Origin of the sequence: Sphingomonas sp. QA11 (assembly GCF_028473665.1) — a bacterium.
GTDB classification, from domain to species: Bacteria; Pseudomonadota; Alphaproteobacteria; order Sphingomonadales; family Sphingomonadaceae; genus Sphingomonas; species Sphingomonas phytovorans.
On record NZ_CP098774.1, the window covers coordinates 4101836 to 4124013 of the forward strand.

Consider the following 22178-nt stretch of genomic DNA (forward strand, 5'->3'; position numbering starts at 1 on the left):
ACCGGCGCTCAGCGCGCGTCGTGGAAGATGATGCCAAGCGTGTGGCGATGGCCCGTGCGGACCTTGCTGACCCCATGCCGCAACGCCACCCGGTAATCGCCGCGCGTGCCGCGGTGTGGCCGCTGGTTGACCGCGAACACCACGGCATCACCCCTCGCGAGCGGCACCACCTCGGCGCGCGACTGCATGCGCGGGCGTTGCTCGGTCAGCACGAACTCGCCGCCGGTGAAGTCCTCGCCGGGCGCCGACAGCAGGATGGCGACCTGTAGCGGAAAGACATGCTCGCCATACAGATCCTGGTGGAGGCAATTATAGTCGCCCGCGCCGTAGCGGAGCAGCAGCGGCGTCGGCCGCGACTGCCCCGCCTCATGGCACCGGTCGAGAAACGCCGCGTGATCGCCGGGGAAACGCACATCGATCCCCATGCGTTCGTTCCAGCGATTGGCGATCGGGGCAAGGCGCGGATAGAGCGCGCCCCGCAGCCCCGCGACCAGCGGCGGCAGGGGATAGGCGAAATAGCGATATTCGCCTTGCCCGAAGCCGTGCCGCGCCATCACCACATGGCTGCGGAAGGCCGGCCCCGGCCCATAGAGCGCGGCGGTGGCATCGCACTCGGCGGCGGAGAGCAGGCCGGGCAGCATCGCCCAGCCCTGCCCATCCAGTTCAGCCTGCACGACGCTCCAGTCGATCGCCTCGATCACGCCGCCTGCCCGCTTTCGAGGCCGAGCAGCCGCTCCTTCGCTGCCAGTCCGCCGGCAAAGCCGGTCAGCGCGCCGTTCGATCCGATCACCCGGTGGCATGGCGCGATGATCGAGATCGGGTTCTTCCCGTTCGCCGCGCCAACCGCCCGCACCGCGCTCGGCCTGCCGACCTGCCGGGCGATCTCAGCATAGCTGCGCGTCTCGCCGAACGGGATGGTCAGCAGCGCCTGCCACACGCTCTTCTGGAAATCGGTGCCCGCGAAATCGAGCGGAACGGTGAACGCGGTCAGCGCGCCGGCGAAATACGCGTCGAGCTGTCGCCCGGTCTCGACCAGCACGGGATGGTCCGCATCCTCGACCATCGCGCCCAGCCGGACTCTGCCCGGACGATCATTCTCCCACAGGATCGCGGCCAGCCCCTTGTCGCTCGCGACCAGCTTCAGGTCGCCGACCGGCGACGGGATCGTCTTGTAAGAATAGGTCATGTCGTTGCTCCGTTCTTGCGGATCATGACATGGGCCCGGGCGCCGATCGACGCACCCCGGAGATTGCCTTCAAAATTTATGCGGCCCGGCGGGGAGCGAACGATATCCTCCCCGCCGGTACCGGTTGCGCCCCGCCCTAGAAGTTCAGGCCGGGCGTCATCGTCCGCAGGCTGAACGCCAGCCAGACCAGATAGACGGCTGAGATCGCGACCAGCACGGTCCATCCCGTCGCCAGTCGCTTGCGGTCCGGGCTGCGTGCCATCGTCCAGGTGTTCCAGAGGGTCAACGCGGTGCCCGCGACGGCGACCAGCGTCAGCAGCTGCAGCAGCCGCATCCAGATATCGAGCCGCCCGTCGAGCGCCGCGAGGTTGCTGCCCAGCACCGCCAGCATCGTCATCCAGCCACCCGCGACGATCACCGCGATCCACGCGGTGAGTCGTGTCGCGCGGTGCAGCATCAGCGGCCGCCCCGCGATCGACGGCCGATAGCCGTACCGGCGCCGCACCAGCGCAACGATCGGCCAGGACAGGGCGGTCAACAGCATCACCGCCAGCGCCGCGAGCAGCGTCGGCACGATCCACCCGGCGTTCAACGATGCGGCAGCCGGGAGGAACAGGATGATCGCGGCGATTCCCTTGGGCGCCAGCGCGACGACCTTGCCGTCCTTCACCAGCGCGCCGAGCCGATCGTCGCCGCCGACCTCCTGCCACTGCCATGGCGCCACCTCGCGCCAGCGCTTCGGCGCGCCGGCGGCATCGGTCAGGGCTGACACCGTGATCGTGTTGTCGTCGTTGAGCACGACCGTCGCCTCGCCAAGCAAGGTGGCGATACGGAGCCAGTTGGTCAGCGAGCCGCGGCTGCTGACATAATGGCCGACCAGCAGGCGCCCATGCTCCGCTGCCGTGGCCAGCGTCGGCAGTTCAGGCGCGGGCTGCGGGAAATAGCGGTCGGTGAAGCTCTCGAACAGCTTGCCGCGCAGGGTGTGTGCGGCCCCGGCCTTGCCCGAGCTGTTGAACGACACGAACAGCCCGACATTCTTGTCGAGATACAGATGCAGGTCGGAATGGAACCAGTTGGTGTCGCCGCCATGCCCGACGATGTTCAGCCCGTTGCGATCCTCATGATAGAAGCCGAGCGCCATGCCCGGCAGCCCGGGGATCGGCGTGTTCGCGGTCGCATGCATCAGCGCGGCGGTCTGCGGGCTGAGCAGGGGCCCGCCCTGGGCGAGGTGCGCGATCATGAACTGGGCCATGTCGGCACCGGTCGAGGACAGCGCCCCGGCCGGGGACATCGGGATGATCTCGAATTTCTGCGGTTCGCCCGACGCGACGTCATAGCCCCGCGCCAAGCCCGCGGCGAGCGCCGGCGGCAGCGGCTGGGCGAAGCTCGAATGACGCATGCCGAGCGGCGCCAGGATATGGCGCTGGACATAGTCGTCGAACTTCTCGCCCGAGACCCGCTCGACCAGATAGCCGGCGAGCGAGGCGCCATAGTTGGAATAGGAAGCCGTGCTGCCCGGCGCATAGATCCGGTGCGGCACCCAGCGCTTGAGCACCGCGTCCAGCGGCCGGTTGTCCTCTGGCTTGGTCGTGATGAGGTACTTCGCCGTCTCCTCGAAGCCCGAGGTGTGAGTCATCAGGTTCCGCAGCGTGATCGGCTTGCCGTAGGCAGGCGGAATGGTGAAATCGAGATAGGCGTTCACATCCTTGTCGAGATCGAGCTTGCCCGCCTGGACCTGCTGCATCACGGCCGTCCAGGTGAACAGCTTCGAGACCGAGCCGGGCCGGAACAATGTCGCCGCCGGATCGACCCGCTTGCCGGTCTTCACATCGGCCTTGCCGAAGCCCCGCTGGGTCAGGACCTTGCCGTCCTTGACCACGACGACCACCGCCCCCGCGATTCCGCCCGATTCGATGCCATAGGGCATCAGCCCGTCGAGCCAGCTGTCGACGTCAGTCGCGGTCAGTTGCGCGCCGCCCGTCGACCGGGCCGGCGTATCGGCAGGCGTCGTCGCCCCGGCCGGGGCGATCGGCGCCGCCGGGACGGACGCGCGCGGCGACTGTCCCGACGCCGGCAGCGCCAGTGCCGCAAGGCACAAGGCGATGGTCTTCACGATTCGCATGCTCATGCTTCCTCCCCTTTTTTGATTAGTATCGAACGCCCAGCGTCGCGCCGAACGATCGCGGGCGCGAGACCGCGACCGCGATCGCCCCGTTCCGCGCCGATCCCGCCGCACCGACATCCTGGATGCCGCGGCTATCGGTCAGGTTCCGCACGAACGCGTCGAGGCGGAACCGGTCGAAGCTCACCCCGACATGCGCATCGACCTGCCCATAGGCATCGAGCCTGTGCTGCGCCGCCCCTGCGGTGAAGGCCGAGCGCCTGTCCCCGGTATAGCGCCAGCTCGCGCCGATGGTGCCGGTCACCCGGTCGCCCAGCGCGCGTTCGTAGTCGGCGCTGAGCGTCGAGGCGAAGCGCGGCGCATAGGGCAGCCGGTCGCCGTCATGGCCACCCACCACGGCGGGCGCATCGTCGTTCAGCACCGCGTCGAAATAGGCGCCGCTCGCCGCCAGAGTCAGGCCGGGCACCGGCTTCGCGGTCGCGGACAGTTCGACGCCCTTGCTGCTTGCCTTGCCGCCATTGGTGTTGACGCCGAACCCGCCGATGCTCGCGATGAGTTGGATGTTGTTCCAGTCGGTATAGAATCCGGTCAGTTCGAACGACAGCCGGCGGTCGAGCAGTTCGGTCTTGATGCCGATTTCATAGTCGGTCGTCGTGTCGGGCGCGAATTCGCGCGGCACCTCGCTAGGCGCGGCCGGCGGCAGCACGTTCGGGCCACCCGGGCGATAGCCGCGCGCGACGCGTGCATAGAGAGTGAGATGGTCGTTCGGCTTGAAGGCCGGCGCGACCGAATAGGTGAAGACATTATCGGACGAACTGCCGCCGAACGAAAAATCCCCACCCGCCAGCGGCCCCGAACTGGTCTGGGTCGCCCGCTGCGTGTTGTGGCTGTACCGCCCGCCGACGCTCAGATCGAATTTGGGCGAGAAATGATAAGTCCCGCTCGCGAACCCCGCGATCTCGCGATAGGCCGATGTCACCGTTGCAAAGGCCAGCCCATCCAGGCCCGGCACATGGGCGCCCGTCGGATCGGCGATCGCGTCGATCGACTGGTCGATCATATTGCGTTCCCGCGTGTAGAAGCCGCCCAGGGTCCAGTCGAAGGCGCTCGCACCCGACGATGCCAGCCGCACTTCCTGGGTGAAGCGGCGCTGGGTCACATTCTGGTTGATGATCGCGCCCAATGATATGCCGAACACGCTCGGGTCGGAGAGCAGCGGTCCGTATAGCCCGCTGATATCCTGGATCTGCCTTTGGTCGAGCGCCCCCCAGCTGGTCGAGGACAGCAGGCTCACCGGGCCGAAATCATAGTCGGCGGTGACATTGTAGATGCGGTATTTCACATGGTTCGGCTCGGCGACCAGCCGGCTCTGCTTCAGGTCGCCAAGCGTCGGGCGCAGCGTCACCGGATCGGCATCGATCGTGTTCGATCCGTTGCTCTCCAGATTCTGGACGAACGCCGTGCCGCGCAGGGATAAGCTGTCGAACGGCCGGACAAGGACCGATCCGCGTCCGCCATAGGTCCTGCCGCCGTTCACGTCCGGCCCACGCACCGGATCGTCGATATAGCCGGGATCGGTGCGGTAGAAGCCGCTGCCCCGCACCGCGACCCTGTCGCCGAGCGGCACGTTGACCGCCGCGCGGCCGGACCATCCGGTCTCGCCCTTCCCGACGCTTTCGAAGCCGCCCTGCGCCGCGGCGTGGACGGCATCGGTCTGCGGCGCGACCGTCACATATTTGACGAGGCCGCCCAGCGAGTTGGCGCCGTACAGCGTGCCCTGTGGCCCGCGCAGTATCTCCACCCTTTCAAGGTCGAACGGGTCGATATCGGGGGTCAGGATCGCTCCGTTGGCAAGTGAGGTCGCCGAGCCGTAAGGCGTTTCGTCGACATAGGTCGCGACCGTCGCGCCCACCCCGTTGGTGCTGATCCCGCGCAGCACCAGCCGGGTCTGGCCGGCCTGGCTTTCGACGATGCTCGCGCTCGGCACCCGGGTGAAATAATCGGCGAAACGTTCGGCATGGACCCGGGCCAGTGCATCGGCAGAGATGACCGACACCGATTGCGGGATATCGATCAGCCGTTCCTCGCGCTTTCGTGCCGTCACGACAATGTCTTCGCCGCCCGCGCGCTGGTCGTCGCTCGCCGCAGCCGGAGCCCCCCGCGCTGGCTCCTCGGCCTGCGCGACGGGCGCCAATGTCGCCATCACGGTGGCTGCCAGCCACAACGCCCTCGATCGAAACGCCATCGCCCTTTTCCCTCCGAAAACGCAATGGCATCATGACGCATGTTTCACTTATGGCAACCATTTTCTCATCAGGCGAACACCATTCCCTGCCTGTCCGCTTTGCGCTAGCAATGTCGGGAGAGGGAATATGGCCAAGGCAAGTACCAAGAGTCAGCATCCGGGCCTCGCATTGCGGGCCGCGCGCATCGAACAGGGGCTGACGCTCAGGGCATTGTCCGCCCGGATCGACATGCCCTTCTCCACGCTGTCGAAGCTGGAGAACGGCAAGATGGCGATGACCTATGACAAGCTCGTGCGGCTGGCGCAGGGCCTGGGCGTCGACATCGGCAGCCTCGTCGCGGCCGCCGCGCCGGCCGCGCAACCACCCGCGGCGGTAGGCCGGCGCAGCGTGCAGCGCGCCGGGAGATGGCCCGGCGCCAGCTCGGAACGCCACACCCATCATTATCCGGCCGCCGACCTGCTTGGGAAGATGATGGTACCGATCATCATCGAGGTGAAAGCGCGCAGCGTCGACGAGCTGGGCGGGCTGGTCCGCCATTCCGGTGAGGAATATCTCTACATTCTGTCGGGCGGGATGGAGCTTCACTCCGATCTCTACGCGCCCCTGCCGCTTGCCCGGGGCGATTCGGTCTATTTCGACAGCGGCATGGCGCACGCCTATGTGTGGGTCGGCGAGGAACCGTGCCGGGTACTCTCGATCTGCGCTGGCCCGGGCATGCAACGCATGGCACAATCAGCCGGAAAAAGCTGGGATCTGGTCTCTTCCGACTAAGCAGGTTCGCCGCTCGGGAATCATGTTTCCAATATTGAAACATAAGCGCATCCATGTGATGGAGCGCGGCATGAAAGCCCCGATCACGCCCGCCCGCCCGCTCTCGCTCACCCATCGCCGCGATGCGATGCTGATGCGGGAGCCATTCCGCATCTCCGGCTATCTGTTCGAAGCGATGCCCGCGGTGACCGCGACTCTCTCGGATGGCGAGCATTCAGGCCGAGGCGAGGCGGCCGGCGTTTATTATCTGGACGACGATCCAGCCCATATGGAAAGCGAGATCGAGCGGTGCCGCGAGGCGATCGAGGCGGGGATCGACCGGCAGCGCCTCCGCGACCTGCTTCCCGCCGGCGGCGCCCGCAACGCGCTCGACTGCGCGTTGTGGGAACTTGAATCGCTGAGCAGCGGCGAGCCGGTGTGGAGACTCGCCGGGGTCGGCCCGCCCCGGCCGCGCCTCACCACTTTCACCCTGCCCGCCGACGACCCCGCCGTGGTCCAGCAGCGGCTGGCGAGCCTGCCGACCGCGCTGGCGATCAAGCTCAAGCTGGCGGGCGATCTCGCCGCCGATACCGAGCGGGTTCGCCTGGTGCGCGCCGCGCGGCCTCACGTCTGGATGGGGGTGGACGCAAACCAGGGCTATGGCGGCGATGATCTCGACGGGCTCGTCGCAATGCTGGTCGACCAGAATGTAGCGCTGCTCGAACAGCCGGTCAGGCGCGGCGCCGAGGCACTGCTCGACGGCTGGCGCTCGCCGATCCCGCTCGCCGCCGACGAAAGCGTCCAGGATCTCGCAGAGATCGACGCCCAGCGCGCCCGCTTCCAGGTGATCAACATCAAGCTCGACAAATGCGGCGGCCTGACCGAGGCGCTGCTGATGGCCGATCATGCCCGCCGTCTCGGCCTGAAGGTGATGGTCGGCAACATGGCCGGCACGACGCTCGCGGCCGCGCCCGCCTTCGTCCTCGCCCAGCTTTGCGACGTGGTCGATCTCGACGGCCCCTGGTTCCTCGCCGACGATCCGCTCGCCGCGAGCCTCTACAAGGACGGCGAGGTCATGGTTCCCGCCCGCCTTTGGGGCGCCGGCTGAGGCGGAAAGCGCGCCGCCGCCTGATGAATCCGCTGGCGCTGTCTTGCCTTGATCTCGCGCACCAGCCGGGCGAGGTGGCCGATCACCTCGGGATCGGGTTCAGGCTCTGGGCTTCGCACACAGGAAGCGCGCGACGCATTGGGGATTGCGGCTCCCTCACGACGTGTCCTCGTTCGGCGTCTCGTCGAGCGTGTGGCGCACGACCACCCGCCCGGATTTCGGATCGATGAAGATCTCGTCCGACCAGCGCGTGTCGAGCACTGGCCCCCAGCCGGGCCGTTCCTTGACCTTGCGCAGGTCGCGTTCCATCACATTGTACAGCGCGATCTGGTCACGCTTCTGCTCCGCCTTGGCTTCCTGCACCATCTCGATCCAGCGGCGCAGCGCGACGCGATTGCCCTTCAGCGCCCGTTGCATCAGCGCCCGGAACACAGCGCGATGCGCCGAAAGCTCGATTTCCGCCTCCCCGTCTTTCACAATGATCGCGCGGTACGCCTCTTCCAGGATCATCGTGCGGGTCGGCTGGTCCGATCCCAGCAGGCGATCGCCCTGCGCACCCGTCCCACCGCGCCAAGCCGGCCGTCCCTTGGGGTTGCCGGAAACGCCCTTGGCGAAGCGGCCACTCGCGGCACGGGCGGGCACCTGCACCACCGCATCCTCCGATTCTATCCTTCGTTCGGTCATGTCATCGTCCCTGCATGGCTGGTCCTTCCCCACAAAAAGCAGCTTCAGCCGGAAGGTTGAATCGACCGGCGCCTGTTCAGCCTGTTCGGGTGGATTCACTGCCTGCTCTTGCACCTGTTCCCACCTGTAGCCGGACAACAGGCACCCAGGGCCCATACCGTTGATCCAGCGCAATGAATCCGTCGGTACGATCCAACATAACAGGTGCGAAAAAACGAATGCGCCGGATCAGGCGGGAACAGGCGGACCACCGCCGGGGATGGTGCGGATCGCGGTAGGTCCGGTCAATGCCGCGAGTGCCACGCACTTCTCCTCCGGGTGCGGTTTCCCGACGCTGGACTCGGCGCGCCTTACCCCATTAAGCCACCCCATCTTCTCTTTTTGCCGAAAGGCCCTCCTTGATGATCCGTCGCGTCCTTTTCGTTTCACTGCTCGCCTCCGTCGCAATGCCTGCCCTTGCGGAGAATTCGAAGCCGCAGCCTGTGCCTTTCGTAAATACCATCCCCGAGGCGCGCGACATTCCCTATCCGGGCACGATCACGCTCGAGATCGAAGCGACCGATACAAGGCGCGGCATTTTCACGACGAAGGAGACCATTCCGGTCGCCAAAACCGGGCCGATGGTGCTGCTCTTCCCGAAATGGCTGCCCGGCGCGCACTCGCCGCGCGGCGAACTGGACAAGGTCGTCGGCCTGCATATCCATGCGAACGGCAAGGAGCTTCACTGGACGCGCGATCCGGTCGACGTCTTCGCCTATCATATCGACGTGCCGTCGGGCGCGAAGACGCTCACCGTCGACCTGCAATTCGCCTCCGCCACCGCGAGCGACCAGGGCTCGATCGTCGTCTCGCCCGAGATGCTGCGCCTGCAGTTCAACTCGATGAGCCTCTACCCGGCAGGCTATTTCACCCGCCAGATCCCCGTAAAGGCCACCGTGAAATATCCCGATGGCTGGCACGCCTCGTCGGGCCTGCCATCAAAGGCGGTCGGATCGACCTACAGCTATGAACCGACCAATTACGAGGTGCTGGTCGATTCGCCGGTGCTTGCCGGCCGTTTTTACAAAGGCTGGGCGCTCAGCCCGCGCGTGAACCTCAACGTCTATGCCGACAACGCGGCGGAGCTCGCCGCGACGCCGGAGCAGATCGATGCGCACAAGCGCCTGGTCGAGCAGGCGGTGAAGCTGTTCGGCACCCAGCATTACGACAAGTACGAGTTCCTGCTGTCGCTGTCGGACCAGATGGGCGGCATCGGGCTCGAGCATCACCGCAGCTCCGAGGACGGGGTAAAGCTCGGCTATTTCCTGAAATGGAAGGAGGGCCCCGGCTCGCGCAACCTGCTGCCGCACGAATATACTCATAGCTGGGACGGCAAGTACCGTCGCGGCGCCGACCTGTGGACGCCCGACTACCGCACGCCGATGCGCGGCTCGCTGCTGTGGGTCTATGAAGGCCAGACTCAATTCTGGGGCTATGTGCTTCAGGCGCGGTCGGGGCTGGTGTCGAAGCAGGATACGCTCGATCAATATGCCTCGATCATGGCGAGCCTCGACAACCGTCCGGCGCGCGAATGGCGCAACCTGGTCGACACCACCAACGATCCGGTCATGTCGCAGCGCCGGCCCAAGGGCTGGCTGAGCAACCAGCGTTCCGAGGATTATTACAACGAGGGCCTGCTCGTCTGGATGGAGGTCGATTCGATCCTGCGCAAGCTGTCCGGCGGGACGAAGTCGATCGACGATTTCGCCGGCACCTTCTTCCGCGGCAAGGACGGCGACTATGGCCAGGTCACCTACACGTTCGACGATGTCGCGGCGACGCTGAACGGCATCCAGCCCTATGACTGGGTCGGCTTCCTCAAGCGGCGTACGACCGAGACGGGCGAGCCCGCCCCGCTCCAGGGTTTCGTCAACAATGGCTACAAGCTGATCTACACCGACGAGCCGACGCCGTCGTTCAAGCATGCGGAGATGACCGCCAAGCGAGTCGATCTCAGCTATTCGCTCGGCCTCGCGCTCAACAACGAAGGCGCGATCACCGCCGTGATCTGGGACAGCCCCGCGTTCAAGGCGGGGCTGACGGTCGGCGACACGGTCGTCGCGATCAACGGCGCCACCTGGTCGGCCCAGGCGATCAAGGACTCGGTAACGGCGGCGAAGGCGGCCAAGGAGCCGATCGTGCTGCTGGTGAAGTCAAGCGACCGCATCACGTCGGCGAGCATCGACTATCATGGCGGCCTGCGCTATCCGCGCCTCGAAAAGATCGGCAACGGCGAGGGTGGCCTCGATAAGCTGCTGACGGCCAGATAAAGGAGAGGGGCACCCCCCCACACCGCTCGATCCGGGCTTGCCGGGGCTTTCGCGCCTCCGGCCGGTCCGGATGAACGACCATGAGAGCCCAGGACAGACATGAACATCGATTTGATCTCGATCGGCGACGATCCCCCCAACAGCCTCAACGTCATCATCGAAGTGCCGGTCGGCGGCGAGCCGGTGAAATATGAATTCGACAAGAAATCCGGCGCGCTGTTCGTGGATCGAATCCTCCACACGCCGATGCGCTATCCGGCCAATTACGGCTTCATTCCGCACACCCTGTCGCCCGACGGCGATCCGCTCGACGCGCTCGTCATCGCGCGCTCGCCCTTCGTGCCGGGCTGCGTCGTGCGTGCGCGCCCGATCGCGGTGCTGAAGCTCGAGGACGAGGCCGGCGGCGACGAGAAACTGGTCTGCGTGCCGGTCGACACCACCTTCCCTTATTATTCGGACGTGGGCGAGCGTGGCGACCTGCCCTCGATCGTGCTTGCGCAGATCGAGCATTTCTTCAAGCATTACAAGGATCTGGAGTCCGAGAAGTGGGTGCGTATCGGCCAATGGGGCGATGCCGAGGAAGCCAAGCGGATCGTGATCGAGGCGATCGCCACAGCCAAGGCCGCGAAGCAGGCGGCCACAGCGTAATGATCCGCGGATGACGCCCCGGACGGCCTGGAGAGGATGCGCGGCGGCGGGAATCGTCGCCTTCATCTGCTCCGCGTCGTTCGGGCTCATCCCGGGCATGGTCGCGTGCGGGCCGACAGGCGGCCTCGACCCGATCGTCGCCTTCGAATTCACCCGCACCCCGGCCGCGGTGGCGGCCCTGTTCGGGAGCGAGCCCTGCACCGCGACCCTGGTCGCCGCGCAGAAGACCGGCCTGCTGCTCGACACGCTCGGCTTCATCCCGAGCTATACCGCGTTCCTCATTCTCGCCGCGATCGCCACGGGCACGCGCACCCCGCGGGTCAGGATGGCGGTGATAGCGACCTTCATCATCGCCGCCGTGAGCGACCAGATCGAGAACGGGCTGCTCTACGCGATCCTGCGTGACCTGCCGGGCACATCCGCGCTGCTTGGTCCCCTGTGGTGGGCGGTCCATGTGAAGTTCACGCTGCTCGCGCTTGGCATGATTACCATAGGCGCCTTGCTGTTCGGGACGGGACGCAAGCTTGCTCGCGTGTTTGGTACTATCGTCGCCATCGCCGGATGTGTTTCTTGCTATGGCGTCTCACCGGCTTCCGGCGGAGCCATGGTGATCGGCTTTCTTTACGGCTGGACTACTCTTCTGGTTGGCGCACTCCTCGCTTGCCTGTCGACTTCCCCTTTCGCGGCGCGCGCTGCCCCGCCGCCAGACCAAGCGACGCCCAGCGCCTGAGCTCATCGGCGTCGTCATAGACTTCGTCGGGCGCGCGGCGATAGTTCATCGATTCAACCCGGCCCTCGCTCATCTCATAAGAGAAGCGCGAACAGCCAGCGGCATCCCATTCAGCATCGCTGACCGAATCGGATTTGAACCATGCCCCCTCATCGGACACGATCGCGAAGATGGTACCGTCGCAATATAAAGTCGCGCCGCCCATCATCTTGCGCATGGTGACGGTGCCGACCGGCTCCATCGCCTCGGCGATCCAGTCAACCAGCCCCTGGTCGAACGCCATCGGTCCCTCCTCGGCCGCGCCCCGCAAGGTTGGTCAGCGCCGGGCCGGACACGCGATTGACGGTCCAGTCGTCCATCGGCACCGCGCCCATCGCCTTGTAGAACTCGATCGCCTTCTCGTTCCAGTCGAGCACCGCCCATTCGAAACGGGTGCAGCCCCGGTCGACCGCGATCCCCGCGAGATGCCGCAGCAAGGCCGCGCCGACTCCCTGTCCACGCGCCTCCGGCGTCACGTACAGATCCTCCAGATACAGGCCGCGCCAGCCGGTCCAGGTCGAGAAATTGTGGAAGAACAGCGCCATGCCAAGCGGCGTCCCGTCCTGCTCGGCGATCACCGCCTCGACGGCCGGGTGGTCGCCAAACATCGCCTCGTACAGCAACGCCTCGGTCGCCACGACCTTGTCGGCCTCGCGCTCGAACTCGGCAAGCTCGCGCACGAAGCGCATGATGGTGGCGACGTCGTCGGGAGTGGCGAAACGGAGTTGGGTCATGCTGCGGCCTCTGTCTGCGGGGCGGGCGCGGCGGTGCCGCGAATGGCGGCGAGGCAACCGGCGATGATCAGGCCGGCTCCCGCCACGGTGTAGAGCGAGACATGCTCGCCAAAGACGATCCAGCCAAGCATCGCCGCCCAGATAAAGGCGGTGTATTCGACCGGCGCAAGGATCTGCGCCTCGGCCCGGCCATAAGCCCAGGCGAGCGCCGCCGCCGAGAAGGTGCCGAGCAATGTCGCCAGGCCGATCGCGGGCAACTGCCCCACGGAGGGCATCACCGCGAACCAGGGCGCGCCGATCAGGAGCAGCACGCCGATCACCCCGCCGGTGAACAGCGTCACCTCGATCGGATCGGCAAGCTGCGCCTGCTTGCGCAGCAGGACCAGGCTGAAACCATACAGGAAGGACGCCAGGATGATCGCGCCCGACCCGAGCAGAGTCTCGCTCGACGCGCCAGTCTTCGCCTGCCCCCAGGCGATCACCACCACGCCAACGCTCGCAATCACCGATCCAAGGATCGCCGCGCGCCGGATCTGCTCGCCGAGCATCGCCGCCGCCAGGTACAGCGCGACCAGCGGCGCGAGGAAGGTCAGCGCCACGCCCTGCGCCATCGGCACGCGGACCAGACCCCAGAAGAACAGCAGCACCGACATCCCGGCGGCAAAGCCGCGCCCGATATGCAGGTTGAGCGCCAGGCGCGCCGGCCATTTATTACCACGAATAATGAAGATCGTGCCGGTCAGCACGGCACCGGCGACCGACCGCCACAGCACGGCGCTATAAGCGCCGCTGGCGATGCTCAGCCCCTTCATCACCGCATCCATCGCCGAATAGGTCGCGATGCCGGCCGCAGCGACGGAAAAAGCCAGCGCCGGGCCGACGCTGCGAGGGGTAGGCATGGTCATGGTCAGCGGATCAAGCGGATATCGACGCCCAGGTCCAGTTCGGCCCATGCACGATCTGCTGTCAGCACCGGGCAGTCGAGATCGAGCGCCAGCGCGAGGCAGGCGCGATCGCCCAGCGACAGGCCCCTTGGTCGTGTCGCGAGCCGCAATCCTGCCGCCAATTCGGCCTGTCGCCGGTCAAATGCCGACACCGTCAATCTGAACCTGTCGACCAGCGCGAGCGCGTCGAGAGCAGCAAAGCCACGGTCGATCGCGCGGGAAACCGATTCCGACAGATTGACGGCGGACATCACTGCCTCCTGCAGAGCCGGAAGGACCCGATCACCGCCGGGTTCGTCGAGCAGCACGGCAAGCAGCGCTGAAGCGTCGAGGACCTGCCTCACTCCTCACCCCAGTCAGCCCTGCGCTCGGCAAGGAACTGATCGACGCTGTATCCTTCGCCGACCATGGTCCGGAACTCTTTCTGCACCTCGCGCACGACCTGGGCGTAGGTCTTGATGACGATCGAATCGCCTTCCCGCTCCAGCACGAGCGAGTCGCCGGTCTGAAAGCCCAACGCCTTACGCAGTTCAGCGGGGATGACGATCTTGCCGCCGGCAATCAGCTTGGCTTGATAGGTCATGATGCGCGCTCCAGGCCCTACCTGAGGATATCAGACCCATCATGCGACTACCACCCTTCCCGGTGCACCTCTCCGTCAGGCGGCGGCGCGTGCCTCGTCCGCCGCCTCAATCTCGGCTGCCTTCGCCTCGACCAGCTTGACGATATGCTCGATCATGTCCTCGCTCTGGACGGTGTGATCGGTGACGCCCGACAGATAGACCATGTGCTTGCCGTTGCCGCCGCCGGTCAGCCCGATATCGGTCTCGCGCGCCTCGCCGGGACCGTTGACGACGCAGCCGAGCACCGACAGCGACATCGGCGTGCGGATATGCTGGAGCCGTTCCTCGAGCGCCTGCACAGTGCGGATCACGTCGAAGCCCTGGCGCGCGCAGCTCGGGCAGGAAACCACCCGGACGCCGCGGTTGCGGATGCCGAGCGCCTTGAGGATCTCGAAGCCGACGCGGACCTCCTCCTCGGGCTCGGCGGAGAGCGAGACGCGGATCGTGTCGCCGATACCGTACCAGAGCAGCGAGCCGATCCCGATCGCCGACTTGACCGTCCCGCCGACGAAGCCGCCCGCCTCCGTAATGCCGAGATGGAGCGGGCAATCGACGACCTCGGCCAGTTGCTGATAGGCGGCGACCGCAAGAAACAGGTCCGACGCCTTCACCGCGACCTTATATTCGTGGAAGTCGTGATCCTGCAGGATCTTGATGTGATCCAGCGCGCTCTCGACGAGCGCTTCGGGGCACGGCTCGCCATATTTTTCGAGCAGGTCCTTCTCCAGGCTGCCTGCATTCACCCCGATACGGATCGCGCAGCCATTGGCCTTGGCCGCGTTGACGACCTCCCGCACACGATCCGACGAGCCGATATTGCCCGGGTTGATTCGCAGACAGGCAGCACCGGCATCGGCCGCTTCGAGCGCGCGCTTGTAATGGAAATGGATGTCGGCGACGATCGGCACGCGACTGGCGCGGACGATCTGCTTCAGCGCCGCCGTGCTCTCAACATCGGGGCAGGAGACGCGGATGATGTCGACCCCGGCGTCCTCGCAGCGGCGGATCTGGTCGATCGTCGCCTTCGCATCGGAGGTCGGCGTGTTGGTCATGGTCTGGACGGTGACGGGCGCGTCGCCGCCGACAGGAACGTTGCCGACCATGATCTGGCGGCTCTGACGGCGCGTGATGTCGCGCCAGGGACGAATGGACATGGAATTTCCTCGCTTCGCGGCCCCTATAGCGCCGGACAAGCGCGCAAGAAAGCACGAGCCTCAGCCCTGCATCGAATCCCGATAGCGACGGCTGCCGCGCAGGCTCGTCCCGTCAGCGAGGGTGACGGTGAAATCGCCGCTCCGATCGGTCTCGACCCGTCTCACCGCGGCCCGGCGGACCAGGCGACTGCGATGGATCTGGACGAAGCCGGATCCAAGCTCCGCCGCGACCGCGACCAGGGTTGCGCGGTGGAGCAGGGTCCGCCCATGCCAGGCCAGTTCGACATAGTTGCCGGCGGCATTGACGTGATCGATCTCCTCGACCGGAATCTGATGCGACACCGCCCCGTCCACTATCTTCAGGATGCGCGGCGACGCCGGGATATGCCTCGTCTCCCCGACGCGCGCGAACAGCCACTGGGCGATCGCGATAAGGCCGGCAAACTGGAGATAGGAGGCGAAGTCCTTGCGAAATTCGTAGAGGATCGGGTTGGAGAGCCGGTTCAAGAACAGATACTGCCCGCCCTCCGCTGCGTAGTAGAGCTTTCGCAGGACCGTCATCAGCGCCATGTGGGCCAGCGACAACGGCACGCTGGCGAGTACGATCAGCAACAGCACGACGGCCCAGGAAAAGCGCGGCGGCCGCAAATGCCCGATCAGCCACCAGATCGCGGGCGCCACCGTCAGCCACGCGACGATGCTGGTGACTTCCCAGACCCAGACATGCGCCTTGGTCTCGTGCGTGCCCGCAAGGGCAAGATCACTCATCGTCGATTCGGCGTTGGCGATCATCACGGCGACGAGGATCACGAGGAAGCCGCCGCCGAGAATGAGGGCGAGCCGGCGCTGCGCACCGTTCATCCCGCCTCCGCCGCCATTCGTCCCCATCGTTCTGGCCATCGTCCCTGTGATGCCGCGTTCCGCCCCTCCCCGATACCGGGCCAGGCGGGCCCTCGCTAGCCGTTGCCGATCGATCATGGAGAGGCGCGATGGAACGACATTACGGAATGGACTGGCTGAGGATCGGGGCGTTCGGCCTGCTGATCTTCTATCATGTCGGCATGGTCTTCGTGACCTGGGGCTTTCATGTGAAGACCGCTGACCCGGCCGAGTGGGTGGCGGTGCCGATGCTGCTGACCAATGCCTGGCGGCTGACCCTGCTCTTCGTCGTCTCGGGCTTCGCCAGTCGCGCGCTGTTCGCCAAATCGACCGGCATTCGCGGCTTCCTCGGCAACCGCAATGCGCGCCTGCTCCTGCCCCTCGCCTTCGGCGTCGTCGCGATCGTGCCGCCGCAAAGCTGGGTCGAGCTTGTAACCCAACATGGCTATGCGCACAGTTTCCCCTGGTTTCTCGCGCATGACTATTTCCGTTTCGGCACGCTGGACGGGGTCATCCTGCCAACCTGGAACCATCTGTGGTTCGTCGCCTATCTCTGGGTCTACACCCTCGCCCTTGCGCCGTTGCTGGCACCGCGCCTGCCCGGCGTGCAGGCAATGTTCGACCGGCTGTTCGGCGGACCTGGCGTGCTCTGGATCCCGCTCGCCTGGCTGCTCCTGATCCGGATGGCCCTGTTCCCCAATGTGGATGAAACACACGACCTAGTCACCGACGGGGTCGCGCATCTGCAATATTTCCTCGCCCTCCTGTTCGGCTTCGGCCTGGCCGGTTCACGGCCGGCGCGGGCGGCGCTCGCGCGATTCTGGGTGCCTGCGGCAGTGCTTGCGGTGGCGAGCTATGCGATCGTCGCCTCGGTCGCGATCGCCTATCCCGGCTTCGCGATCCCTACCCGGGCGATCGCGCGAACCTTCCATGTCGCCCGCGAGGTGCAATGCTGGGCGAGCATCGCCGCGCTGATCGGCATTGCCGAGCGCTTCTGGAACCGGGACCATGCGTGGCGGCCGATGCTGACCGAAGCTGTCTTCCCCTTCTACATCATCCACCAGACGGTGATCGTGGTGGTGGAATATTGGCTGAAGCCACTCGACATCGGCCCGGTCGCCGAGTTCGCGATCCTCGTCCCGGCGACGGTGGCAGGATGCTGGGCCTTCTACCTGATCGGCCGCAGGATCGGCTGGCTTCGGCCGCTGATCGGCCTGCGGCGGAAGGCCGCCGCGAAACGGGAGGCGGTCGCCGCGGCCCCCCAGGCAGCCTGACCTGCCCGGCCAGGACGAGGCGACCGCCTCGTCTTGGCCACCGCCCGCCGTGCGGCGTAACCCCTTGACTAGCCATGGCGTCAGGAAACGCTAAAGGCGCGCTCATGGAACGGCACTACGGCCTGGACTGGCTCCGCATCGGCGCCTTCGGCCTACTCATCTTCTACCATGTCGGCATGGTCTTCGTGCCGTGGGACTTCCATGTGAAGACGGCCCACCCGATCGACTGGGTAGCGATCCCGATGCACACGACCAACAGCTGGCGGCTGATGCTGCTGTTCGTCGTATCGGGCTATGCCAGCCGGGCCCTGCTCGCCAAGAGCGCGGGGCCCGGCTCCTTTGTCGGATCGCGCAACAAAAGGCTGCTGATCCCACTGTTGTTCGGCATGGCGATCATCGTCCCGATCCAGCCCTGGGTCGAGCTGACCACCAAGCACGGCTATGACGGCGGCTTCGGCTGGTTCTGGCTGCACGACTATTTCCGTTTCGGTACCTTCCACACCCTCCTCCTGCCAACCTGGCAGCATCTGTGGTTCGTGCTGTATCTCTGGGTCTATACGGTGGCGCTGGCCGGCGGCGTGTGGCTGATGCGCGGGCGCAGCCTGCAGGGGATCTTCGACCGGATTTTCGGCACCGTCGCGATCCTGCTGTTGCCCGTCGCCTGGCTGCTGGGCGTCGACCTGTATCTTCTGCCCGGCGCGCGCGAGACTCACGACCTGTTCAGCGATTCGATCGCGCATGCCCATTACCTGCCCGGCTTCCTGTTCGGCTTCGCGCTGGCACGGTCGGAACCGGCGATGGCAGCGATAGGACGCTGGTGGAAAACAGCGGGGATCGTCGCGGTGCTGAGCTACGCAGCGGTCGCGGCGATCGAGCTGCGCTGGCCGGGCAGCGCCATGCCTTATCCATATGGCTATCTCTTCGCCTCGGCGCGGGCGATCCAGGGCTGGTGCGCGATCATCGCGCTCATCGGAATCGCCGAACGCTACTGGAACCACGACCATGCCTGGCGCCGGATGCTCACCGAAGCGGTGTTTCCCTTCTACATCATCCACCAGACGGTGATCGTCGCGGTCGAATGGGTGCTGCTGCCCTATGGCCTGCCCCCGCTGGCCGAGTTCGCGATCCTGGTCTTGGCGACGATCGCCGGATGCTGGGCCTTCTATCTTGTCGGGCGCGAGATCGGGTGGTTGCGGCCGCTGATCGGGCTGCGCGGCTTCATCGCGCCACGGCATGCGCGCCCTTCCCCCAAACTGGCAACCGCGGAGACCCTGTCATGACCCAATCCGGCTGGACGCTCGTCATCCATGGCGGCGCAGGCATGATGACCCGCGATCGCATCACCCCCGAACAGGATGCGGGCGCGCGATCCGCGCTGGGGCTGGCGCTCGACGCAGGATCGGCCGTGCTGGCGGCCGGCGGCAGCGCGCTCGATGCCGTCGAGGCGGCGGTGCGCGTGCTTGAGGACGATCCGCATTTCAATGCCGGGCGCGGCGCCGCCTTGACTCATGAGGGAGTCGCCGAGCTCGACGCGGCGATCATGGAAGGAACCGGCCGGGATGCCGGCGCGGTCGCCGGGGTGACCGGCACCCGCCATCCGGTGAGTCTGGCCCGCGCGGTGATGGAGCAGAGCCGGCACGTGCTCCTCGGCGGCGAAGGCGCCGACCTGTTCTCGCGCGAGCATGGACTCGAACAGGCCGGCCAGGACTGGCTCGTCCTTCCCGAGCGCCGCCGGCAACTGGAGGAGTTGCAAGCGCGCGGCGCCGGTGCGTTCGACGTCGACATGAAATACGGCACGGTCGGCGCGGTGGCCCGCGATAGCGCCGGCCATGTCGCCGCGGCCACCTCCACCGGCGGCGTTACCGGCAAGCGCTGGGGCCGGATCGGCGATTCGCCGCTGATCGGCGCCGGCACCTATGCCGACGACCGGGCCGGTGCCGTCTCGGCCACCGGCTCAGGCGAATATTTCATCCGTGCCGGCGTCGCGCACGAAATCTGCGCCCGGGTGCGTCTGGCTGGCGTGCCGCTCCGGGTCGCGGCCGATGCGGTGATGGCCGACGTGCTGGCGCTGGGCGGCAAGGGCGGCGTGATCGTGACCGGGCCGGAAGGCGAGCCGGTCTGGAGCTTCACCACCGCCGGCATGTACCGGGGCCGTGCTGGATCGGACGGCGAGCGGACGATCGCGATCTACGGCGACGAATAGCCCGTGCTTTCACGGTCAGGCCCGAACGGGTAGAGCGACAGCCATGAGTCGCCTCCTCCCCGCTCTCGCCGCCGTCGCCCTCGCCGCGACTGCTTCCCCCGCCGCCGCCTATTGGGAATATGGCCACCAGACCATCGCCCGGATCGCGCAGGCGAACGTGAAGCCGAAGACGCGAGTCGCGATCGACCGGCTGCTGCGCCGGTCGGCGCTGCTCGGCACGCCGACCTGTCCGGCGCGGTCGATCGAAGATGCCAGCGTCTGGGCCGACTGCGTCAAGACGATCAAGAGCCCGGACGGCAAGCGCCCGTTCGATTTCGCCTATAGCTGGCACTATCAGAACGTGAACATCTGCAAGCCGTTCGATCTCGTCGTGCCGTGCAAGGACGGCAATTGCGTATCGGCGCAGATCGAGCGCGATGTGAAGCTGCTGCGCGACAAGACGACCCCCGTGAAGGATCGCGTCCAGGCGCTCGCCTTCCTGATTCATTTCGTCGGGGATCTGCACCAGCCGCTGCATGCCGGCGACAAGGCGGACAAAGGCGGCAACGATGCCAAGACAAGTTATGGCCTGTTGGCGACGCCGCGGCTCAACCTGCATACCGTGTGGGACGGCTATCTCGCCGAGCGCGCGATCTCGACCCCGCCATCCGTAGTGCGGCACTATTCCGCGACCGAGCGGGCGACGATGGCAGCGGGCGACGTGACCGACTGGAGTCGCGAGAGCTGGCAGATCGCGCGCGATTCAGCTTATGCCAGCGCAATGAAGGGCGATCCCTGCGCGCCGACGCCGGAGCACATGACGCTGGACGATGCGACGATCGCGTCGCTCGTTCCCGTCGAGCGGCTTGAGGTACAACGTGGCGGGCTTCGGCTGGCGAAGCTGCTCGACAAGGCGTTTTCCTGATCCGGGGCATGCGGCCCTACATCAAGCTCGCTGCTGCCGGATAAAATGCATTCTATCTTAACCGCGCGATCCCCAGCGCCAGCGCCAGCCGCCATCGGTCTTGCGCCAGCTGATCGTCACGAAAACCGCCATCAGCGTCACGCCGACGATGACCTTGAACAGGTCACCGGGCAGGAAACGGATGTCAAGCAGCAGCGCCGCGCAGAACCCCAGCGTCAGGGCCCATCCCTGCCATGTCACCGGTGTAGCGCCGAAACCGAACAGCTTGGGCGCGAACCAATAGCCTTCGCGCACATGGTACCAGCGCCTGATATGGTCCAATGCCATCATCACCTCCATCAGCCGAACCGAACCGGCAGCCCGCAACCAGGCAGGGCGAACGAAATCGCGGCCAGCCAGGGAAACCGAGAGCGCGTCGTAAAGATACCGATCATTCAATGCCTCCATCGTCCGTGGTCTTCGCCGGCCGCCCGCGCTTCGCGCGGACCGGCGCTTCGAGCTTCACGCCGCGCTTCGACAGCGCCTCGCGAACTAGGCATTCGAGCTGGGCGTTGACGCTCCGGAGGTCGGCCGCCGCCGCGCGCTCGACCGCCGCGTAGAGCGCTGGGTCGAGGCGCAGCGGAAACGCCTTTTTGGGGGGAGCGCTCAACGAAACCGGCTTATTGGTAGAGCGTGCCGGTGTTGACGACCGGCTGGGTATCGCGTTCGCCGCACAGCACGACCATCAGGTTCGACACCATCGCCGCGCGACGCTCGTCGTCCAGTTCGACGACATTCTTTTCCGACAGCATCTCAAGCGCCATCTCGACCATGCCCACCGCGCCCTCGACCAGCGTCTTGCGCGCGGCGACCACTGCCTGCGCCTGTTGTCGCCGCAGCATCGCCCCAGCAATCTCCTGCGCATAGGCGAGATGAGTGAAGCCGCATTCGTCGACGGTGATGCCCGCCACCGCGAGCCGGGCGATCAATTCCTCGCGCAACTCAGCGCTCACCTGATCGTGATTGCCGCGCAACGTAACTTCCTGATGTTCGAAATCGTCATAGGGATAGCGTGCGCCGATGGTACGCACGGCGGCCTCGATCTGGACGATCACGAAAGCCTTGTAGTCGTCGATGTCGAACAGCGCCTGGGCGGTGTCGGTCACGCGCCACACTACCTGCGCCGCGATCTCGATCGGGTTGCCGCGCAGGTCGTTCACCTTCAGCCGTTCCGAGATCATGTTGTTCGCGCGGAGCGACACTTTCTTGCGGACCAGCCAGGGCAGCACCCAGCGCAGGCCGGTGGTGCGATCAGTGCCCATGTAGGATCCGAACAGGGTAATGGCCGCCGCCTGGTTGGGCTGGAGCATGTAGAACCCCGCCAGCAGGAACACGGAAACGACGATGCCGCCGGTTATCAGAACGCCGGGAAGCCCCGGCACGTCCCTGACGAGCGTCGTCCCGAAACCCGCCGCGGCGTTGGCGATCAGGATGACGAGCAACATGACATAGCCGCTGGACGTGGACGCCGTCCGCTCTTTCGACAGTGTGAGCGCGGTATTTCTGACGACCGAATCCGACATGGGAGCCTCCCGTTAATATGATATCATATTTACATCGAGATTTAGCCCTCGGCAAGCGCAAACGAAAAACGCCGCCGGA

Annotated in this window: 24 protein-coding genes; 9 read left to right on the forward strand and 15 right to left on the reverse strand. The window is 66.1% G+C overall.

All coding sequences use genetic code 11. From position 1 onward, the window contains the following. Positions 1-8: 8 nt before the first annotated feature. The 4 genes from NDN01_RS18830 to NDN01_RS18845 all read right to left on the reverse strand — a co-directional run bounded on the left by NDN01_RS18830 (position 9) and on the right by NDN01_RS18845 (position 5553). The gene (locus tag NDN01_RS18830; protein ID WP_272628306.1) at positions 9-641 is read right to left on the reverse strand and encodes a 2OG-Fe(II) oxygenase; all 633 of its coding nucleotides are present in this window, start codon (positions 639-641) and stop codon (positions 9-11) included. 56 nt (positions 642-697) lie between these two features. Next, positions 698-1186, reverse strand: a complete 489-nt coding sequence (locus NDN01_RS18835) for a methylated-DNA--[protein]-cysteine S-methyltransferase (protein WP_272623259.1) — start codon at positions 1184-1186, stop codon at positions 698-700. Positions 1187-1322: 136 nt separating this feature from the next. Beyond that, complete coding sequence (locus tag NDN01_RS18840; protein ID WP_272623260.1) at positions 1323-3314, reverse strand: serine hydrolase domain-containing protein; 1992 nt, start codon at positions 3312-3314, stop codon at positions 1323-1325. A gap of 19 nt (positions 3315-3333) precedes the next feature. Continuing rightward, positions 3334-5553 (reverse strand): TonB-dependent receptor, encoded by a 2220-nt coding sequence (locus tag NDN01_RS18845; RefSeq protein ID WP_272623261.1) that lies wholly within the window; start codon positions 5551-5553, stop codon positions 3334-3336. Between the two features lie 127 nt (positions 5554-5680). Here NDN01_RS18845 and NDN01_RS18850 point away from each other — a divergent pair, with 127 nt between their 5' ends. Together NDN01_RS18850 and NDN01_RS18855 are read left to right on the forward strand one after the other, a co-directional pair. Next, positions 5681-6325, forward strand: coding sequence for a helix-turn-helix domain-containing protein (locus NDN01_RS18850; protein WP_272623262.1), 645 nt, complete (start codon positions 5681-5683; stop codon positions 6323-6325). Positions 6326-6395: 70 nt separating this feature from the next. After that, positions 6396-7412 (forward strand): dipeptide epimerase, encoded by a 1017-nt coding sequence (locus NDN01_RS18855; RefSeq protein ID WP_272623263.1) that lies wholly within the window; start codon positions 6396-6398, stop codon positions 7410-7412. A 156-nt stretch (positions 7413-7568) separates the two neighbouring features. Here NDN01_RS18855 and NDN01_RS18860 read toward each other — a convergent pair whose 3' ends face one another. Beyond that, entirely contained in the window at positions 7569-8210 is a 642-nt protein-coding gene (locus NDN01_RS18860; RefSeq protein ID WP_272623264.1) for a DUF5681 domain-containing protein, read from the reverse strand. A 287-nt stretch (positions 8211-8497) separates the two neighbouring features. On the opposite strand from NDN01_RS18860, the gene NDN01_RS18865 reads away from it, so the two are divergent. The 3 genes from NDN01_RS18865 to NDN01_RS18875 all read left to right on the forward strand — a co-directional run bounded on the left by NDN01_RS18865 (position 8498) and on the right by NDN01_RS18875 (position 11783). Next, the gene (locus NDN01_RS18865; RefSeq protein ID WP_272623265.1) at positions 8498-10405 is read left to right on the forward strand and encodes a M61 family metallopeptidase; all 1908 of its coding nucleotides are present in this window, start codon (positions 8498-8500) and stop codon (positions 10403-10405) included. A 99-nt stretch (positions 10406-10504) separates the two neighbouring features. Further along, the gene (gene ppa, locus NDN01_RS18870; protein WP_272623266.1) at positions 10505-11053 is read left to right on the forward strand and encodes an inorganic diphosphatase; all 549 of its coding nucleotides are present in this window, start codon (positions 10505-10507) and stop codon (positions 11051-11053) included. A 10-nt stretch (positions 11054-11063) separates the two neighbouring features. Further along, the gene (locus NDN01_RS18875; RefSeq protein WP_272623267.1) at positions 11064-11783 is read left to right on the forward strand and encodes a hypothetical protein; all 720 of its coding nucleotides are present in this window, start codon (positions 11064-11066) and stop codon (positions 11781-11783) included. Here NDN01_RS18875 and NDN01_RS18880 read toward each other — a convergent pair. From NDN01_RS18880 to NDN01_RS18910, 7 genes are all read right to left on the reverse strand, one after another. Beyond that, positions 11686-12066 (reverse strand): TfoX/Sxy family protein, encoded by a 381-nt coding sequence (locus tag NDN01_RS18880; RefSeq protein ID WP_272623268.1) that lies wholly within the window; start codon positions 12064-12066, stop codon positions 11686-11688. The genes NDN01_RS18875 and NDN01_RS18880 overlap by 98 nt on opposite strands. After that, complete coding sequence (locus NDN01_RS18885) at positions 12041-12556, reverse strand: GNAT family N-acetyltransferase (RefSeq protein WP_272623269.1); 516 nt, start codon at positions 12554-12556, stop codon at positions 12041-12043. The genes NDN01_RS18880 and NDN01_RS18885 overlap by 26 nt, the downstream gene beginning before the upstream one ends. Next, positions 12553-13461 carry a DMT family transporter gene (locus NDN01_RS18890; protein ID WP_272623270.1) on the reverse strand — a complete coding sequence of 303 codons (909 nt, stop codon included), beginning with the start codon at positions 13459-13461 and terminating at the stop codon, positions 12553-12555. Before NDN01_RS18890 ends, NDN01_RS18885 begins: the two co-directional genes overlap by 4 nt. A gap of 2 nt (positions 13462-13463) precedes the next feature. Continuing rightward, positions 13464-13844: a type II toxin-antitoxin system VapC family toxin gene (locus NDN01_RS18895; RefSeq protein ID WP_272623271.1), complete on the reverse strand. Its 381-nt coding sequence runs from the start codon at positions 13842-13844 to the stop codon at positions 13464-13466. Continuing rightward, positions 13841-14083 carry an AbrB/MazE/SpoVT family DNA-binding domain-containing protein gene (locus tag NDN01_RS18900; RefSeq protein ID WP_272623272.1) on the reverse strand — a complete coding sequence of 81 codons (243 nt, stop codon included), beginning with the start codon at positions 14081-14083 and terminating at the stop codon, positions 13841-13843. The genes NDN01_RS18895 and NDN01_RS18900 overlap by 4 nt, the downstream gene beginning before the upstream one ends. A 75-nt stretch (positions 14084-14158) precedes the next feature. Beyond that, positions 14159-15277 (reverse strand): flavodoxin-dependent (E)-4-hydroxy-3-methylbut-2-enyl-diphosphate synthase, encoded by a 1119-nt coding sequence (gene ispG, locus NDN01_RS18905; RefSeq protein WP_272623273.1) that lies wholly within the window; start codon positions 15275-15277, stop codon positions 14159-14161. A gap of 60 nt (positions 15278-15337) precedes the next feature. Continuing rightward, positions 15338-16138: a LytTR family DNA-binding domain-containing protein gene (locus NDN01_RS18910; RefSeq protein WP_272623274.1), complete on the reverse strand. Its 801-nt coding sequence runs from the start codon at positions 16136-16138 to the stop codon at positions 15338-15340. A gap of 128 nt (positions 16139-16266) precedes the next feature. Here NDN01_RS18910 and NDN01_RS18915 point away from each other — a divergent pair, with 128 nt between their 5' ends. The 4 genes from NDN01_RS18915 to NDN01_RS18930 all read left to right on the forward strand — a co-directional run bounded on the left by NDN01_RS18915 (position 16267) and on the right by NDN01_RS18930 (position 20537). After that, a complete protein-coding gene (locus NDN01_RS18915; protein WP_272623275.1) occupies positions 16267-17430 on the forward strand; it encodes an acyltransferase family protein in 1164 nt (387 codons plus the stop codon). A 104-nt stretch (positions 17431-17534) separates the two neighbouring features. After that, positions 17535-18710 (forward strand): acyltransferase family protein, encoded by a 1176-nt coding sequence (locus NDN01_RS18920; protein ID WP_272623276.1) that lies wholly within the window; start codon positions 17535-17537, stop codon positions 18708-18710. Continuing rightward, positions 18707-19633 carry an isoaspartyl peptidase/L-asparaginase family protein gene (locus NDN01_RS18925; RefSeq protein WP_272623277.1) on the forward strand — a complete coding sequence of 309 codons (927 nt, stop codon included), beginning with the start codon at positions 18707-18709 and terminating at the stop codon, positions 19631-19633. The genes NDN01_RS18920 and NDN01_RS18925 overlap by 4 nt, the downstream gene beginning before the upstream one ends. A gap of 43 nt (positions 19634-19676) precedes the next feature. Continuing rightward, positions 19677-20537, forward strand: coding sequence for a S1/P1 nuclease (locus NDN01_RS18930; RefSeq protein ID WP_272623278.1), 861 nt, complete (start codon positions 19677-19679; stop codon positions 20535-20537). Between the two features lie 57 nt (positions 20538-20594). Here NDN01_RS18930 and NDN01_RS18935 read toward each other — a convergent pair whose 3' ends face one another. Genes NDN01_RS18935 through NDN01_RS18945 form a run of 3 tightly spaced genes read right to left on the reverse strand, consistent with a single transcriptional unit; the run spans position 20595 to position 22099 of the window. Then, positions 20595-20984 carry a hypothetical protein gene (locus NDN01_RS18935; RefSeq protein ID WP_272623279.1) on the reverse strand — a complete coding sequence of 130 codons (390 nt, stop codon included), beginning with the start codon at positions 20982-20984 and terminating at the stop codon, positions 20595-20597. Further along, positions 20968-21186: a toxin-antitoxin system HicB family antitoxin gene (locus NDN01_RS18940; RefSeq protein ID WP_272623280.1), complete on the reverse strand. Its 219-nt coding sequence runs from the start codon at positions 21184-21186 to the stop codon at positions 20968-20970. The genes NDN01_RS18935 and NDN01_RS18940 overlap by 17 nt, the downstream gene beginning before the upstream one ends. A gap of 10 nt (positions 21187-21196) precedes the next feature. Beyond that, positions 21197-22099, reverse strand: coding sequence for an SPFH domain-containing protein (locus NDN01_RS18945; RefSeq protein ID WP_272623281.1), 903 nt, complete (start codon positions 22097-22099; stop codon positions 21197-21199). Positions 22100-22178 lie beyond the last annotated feature (79 nt).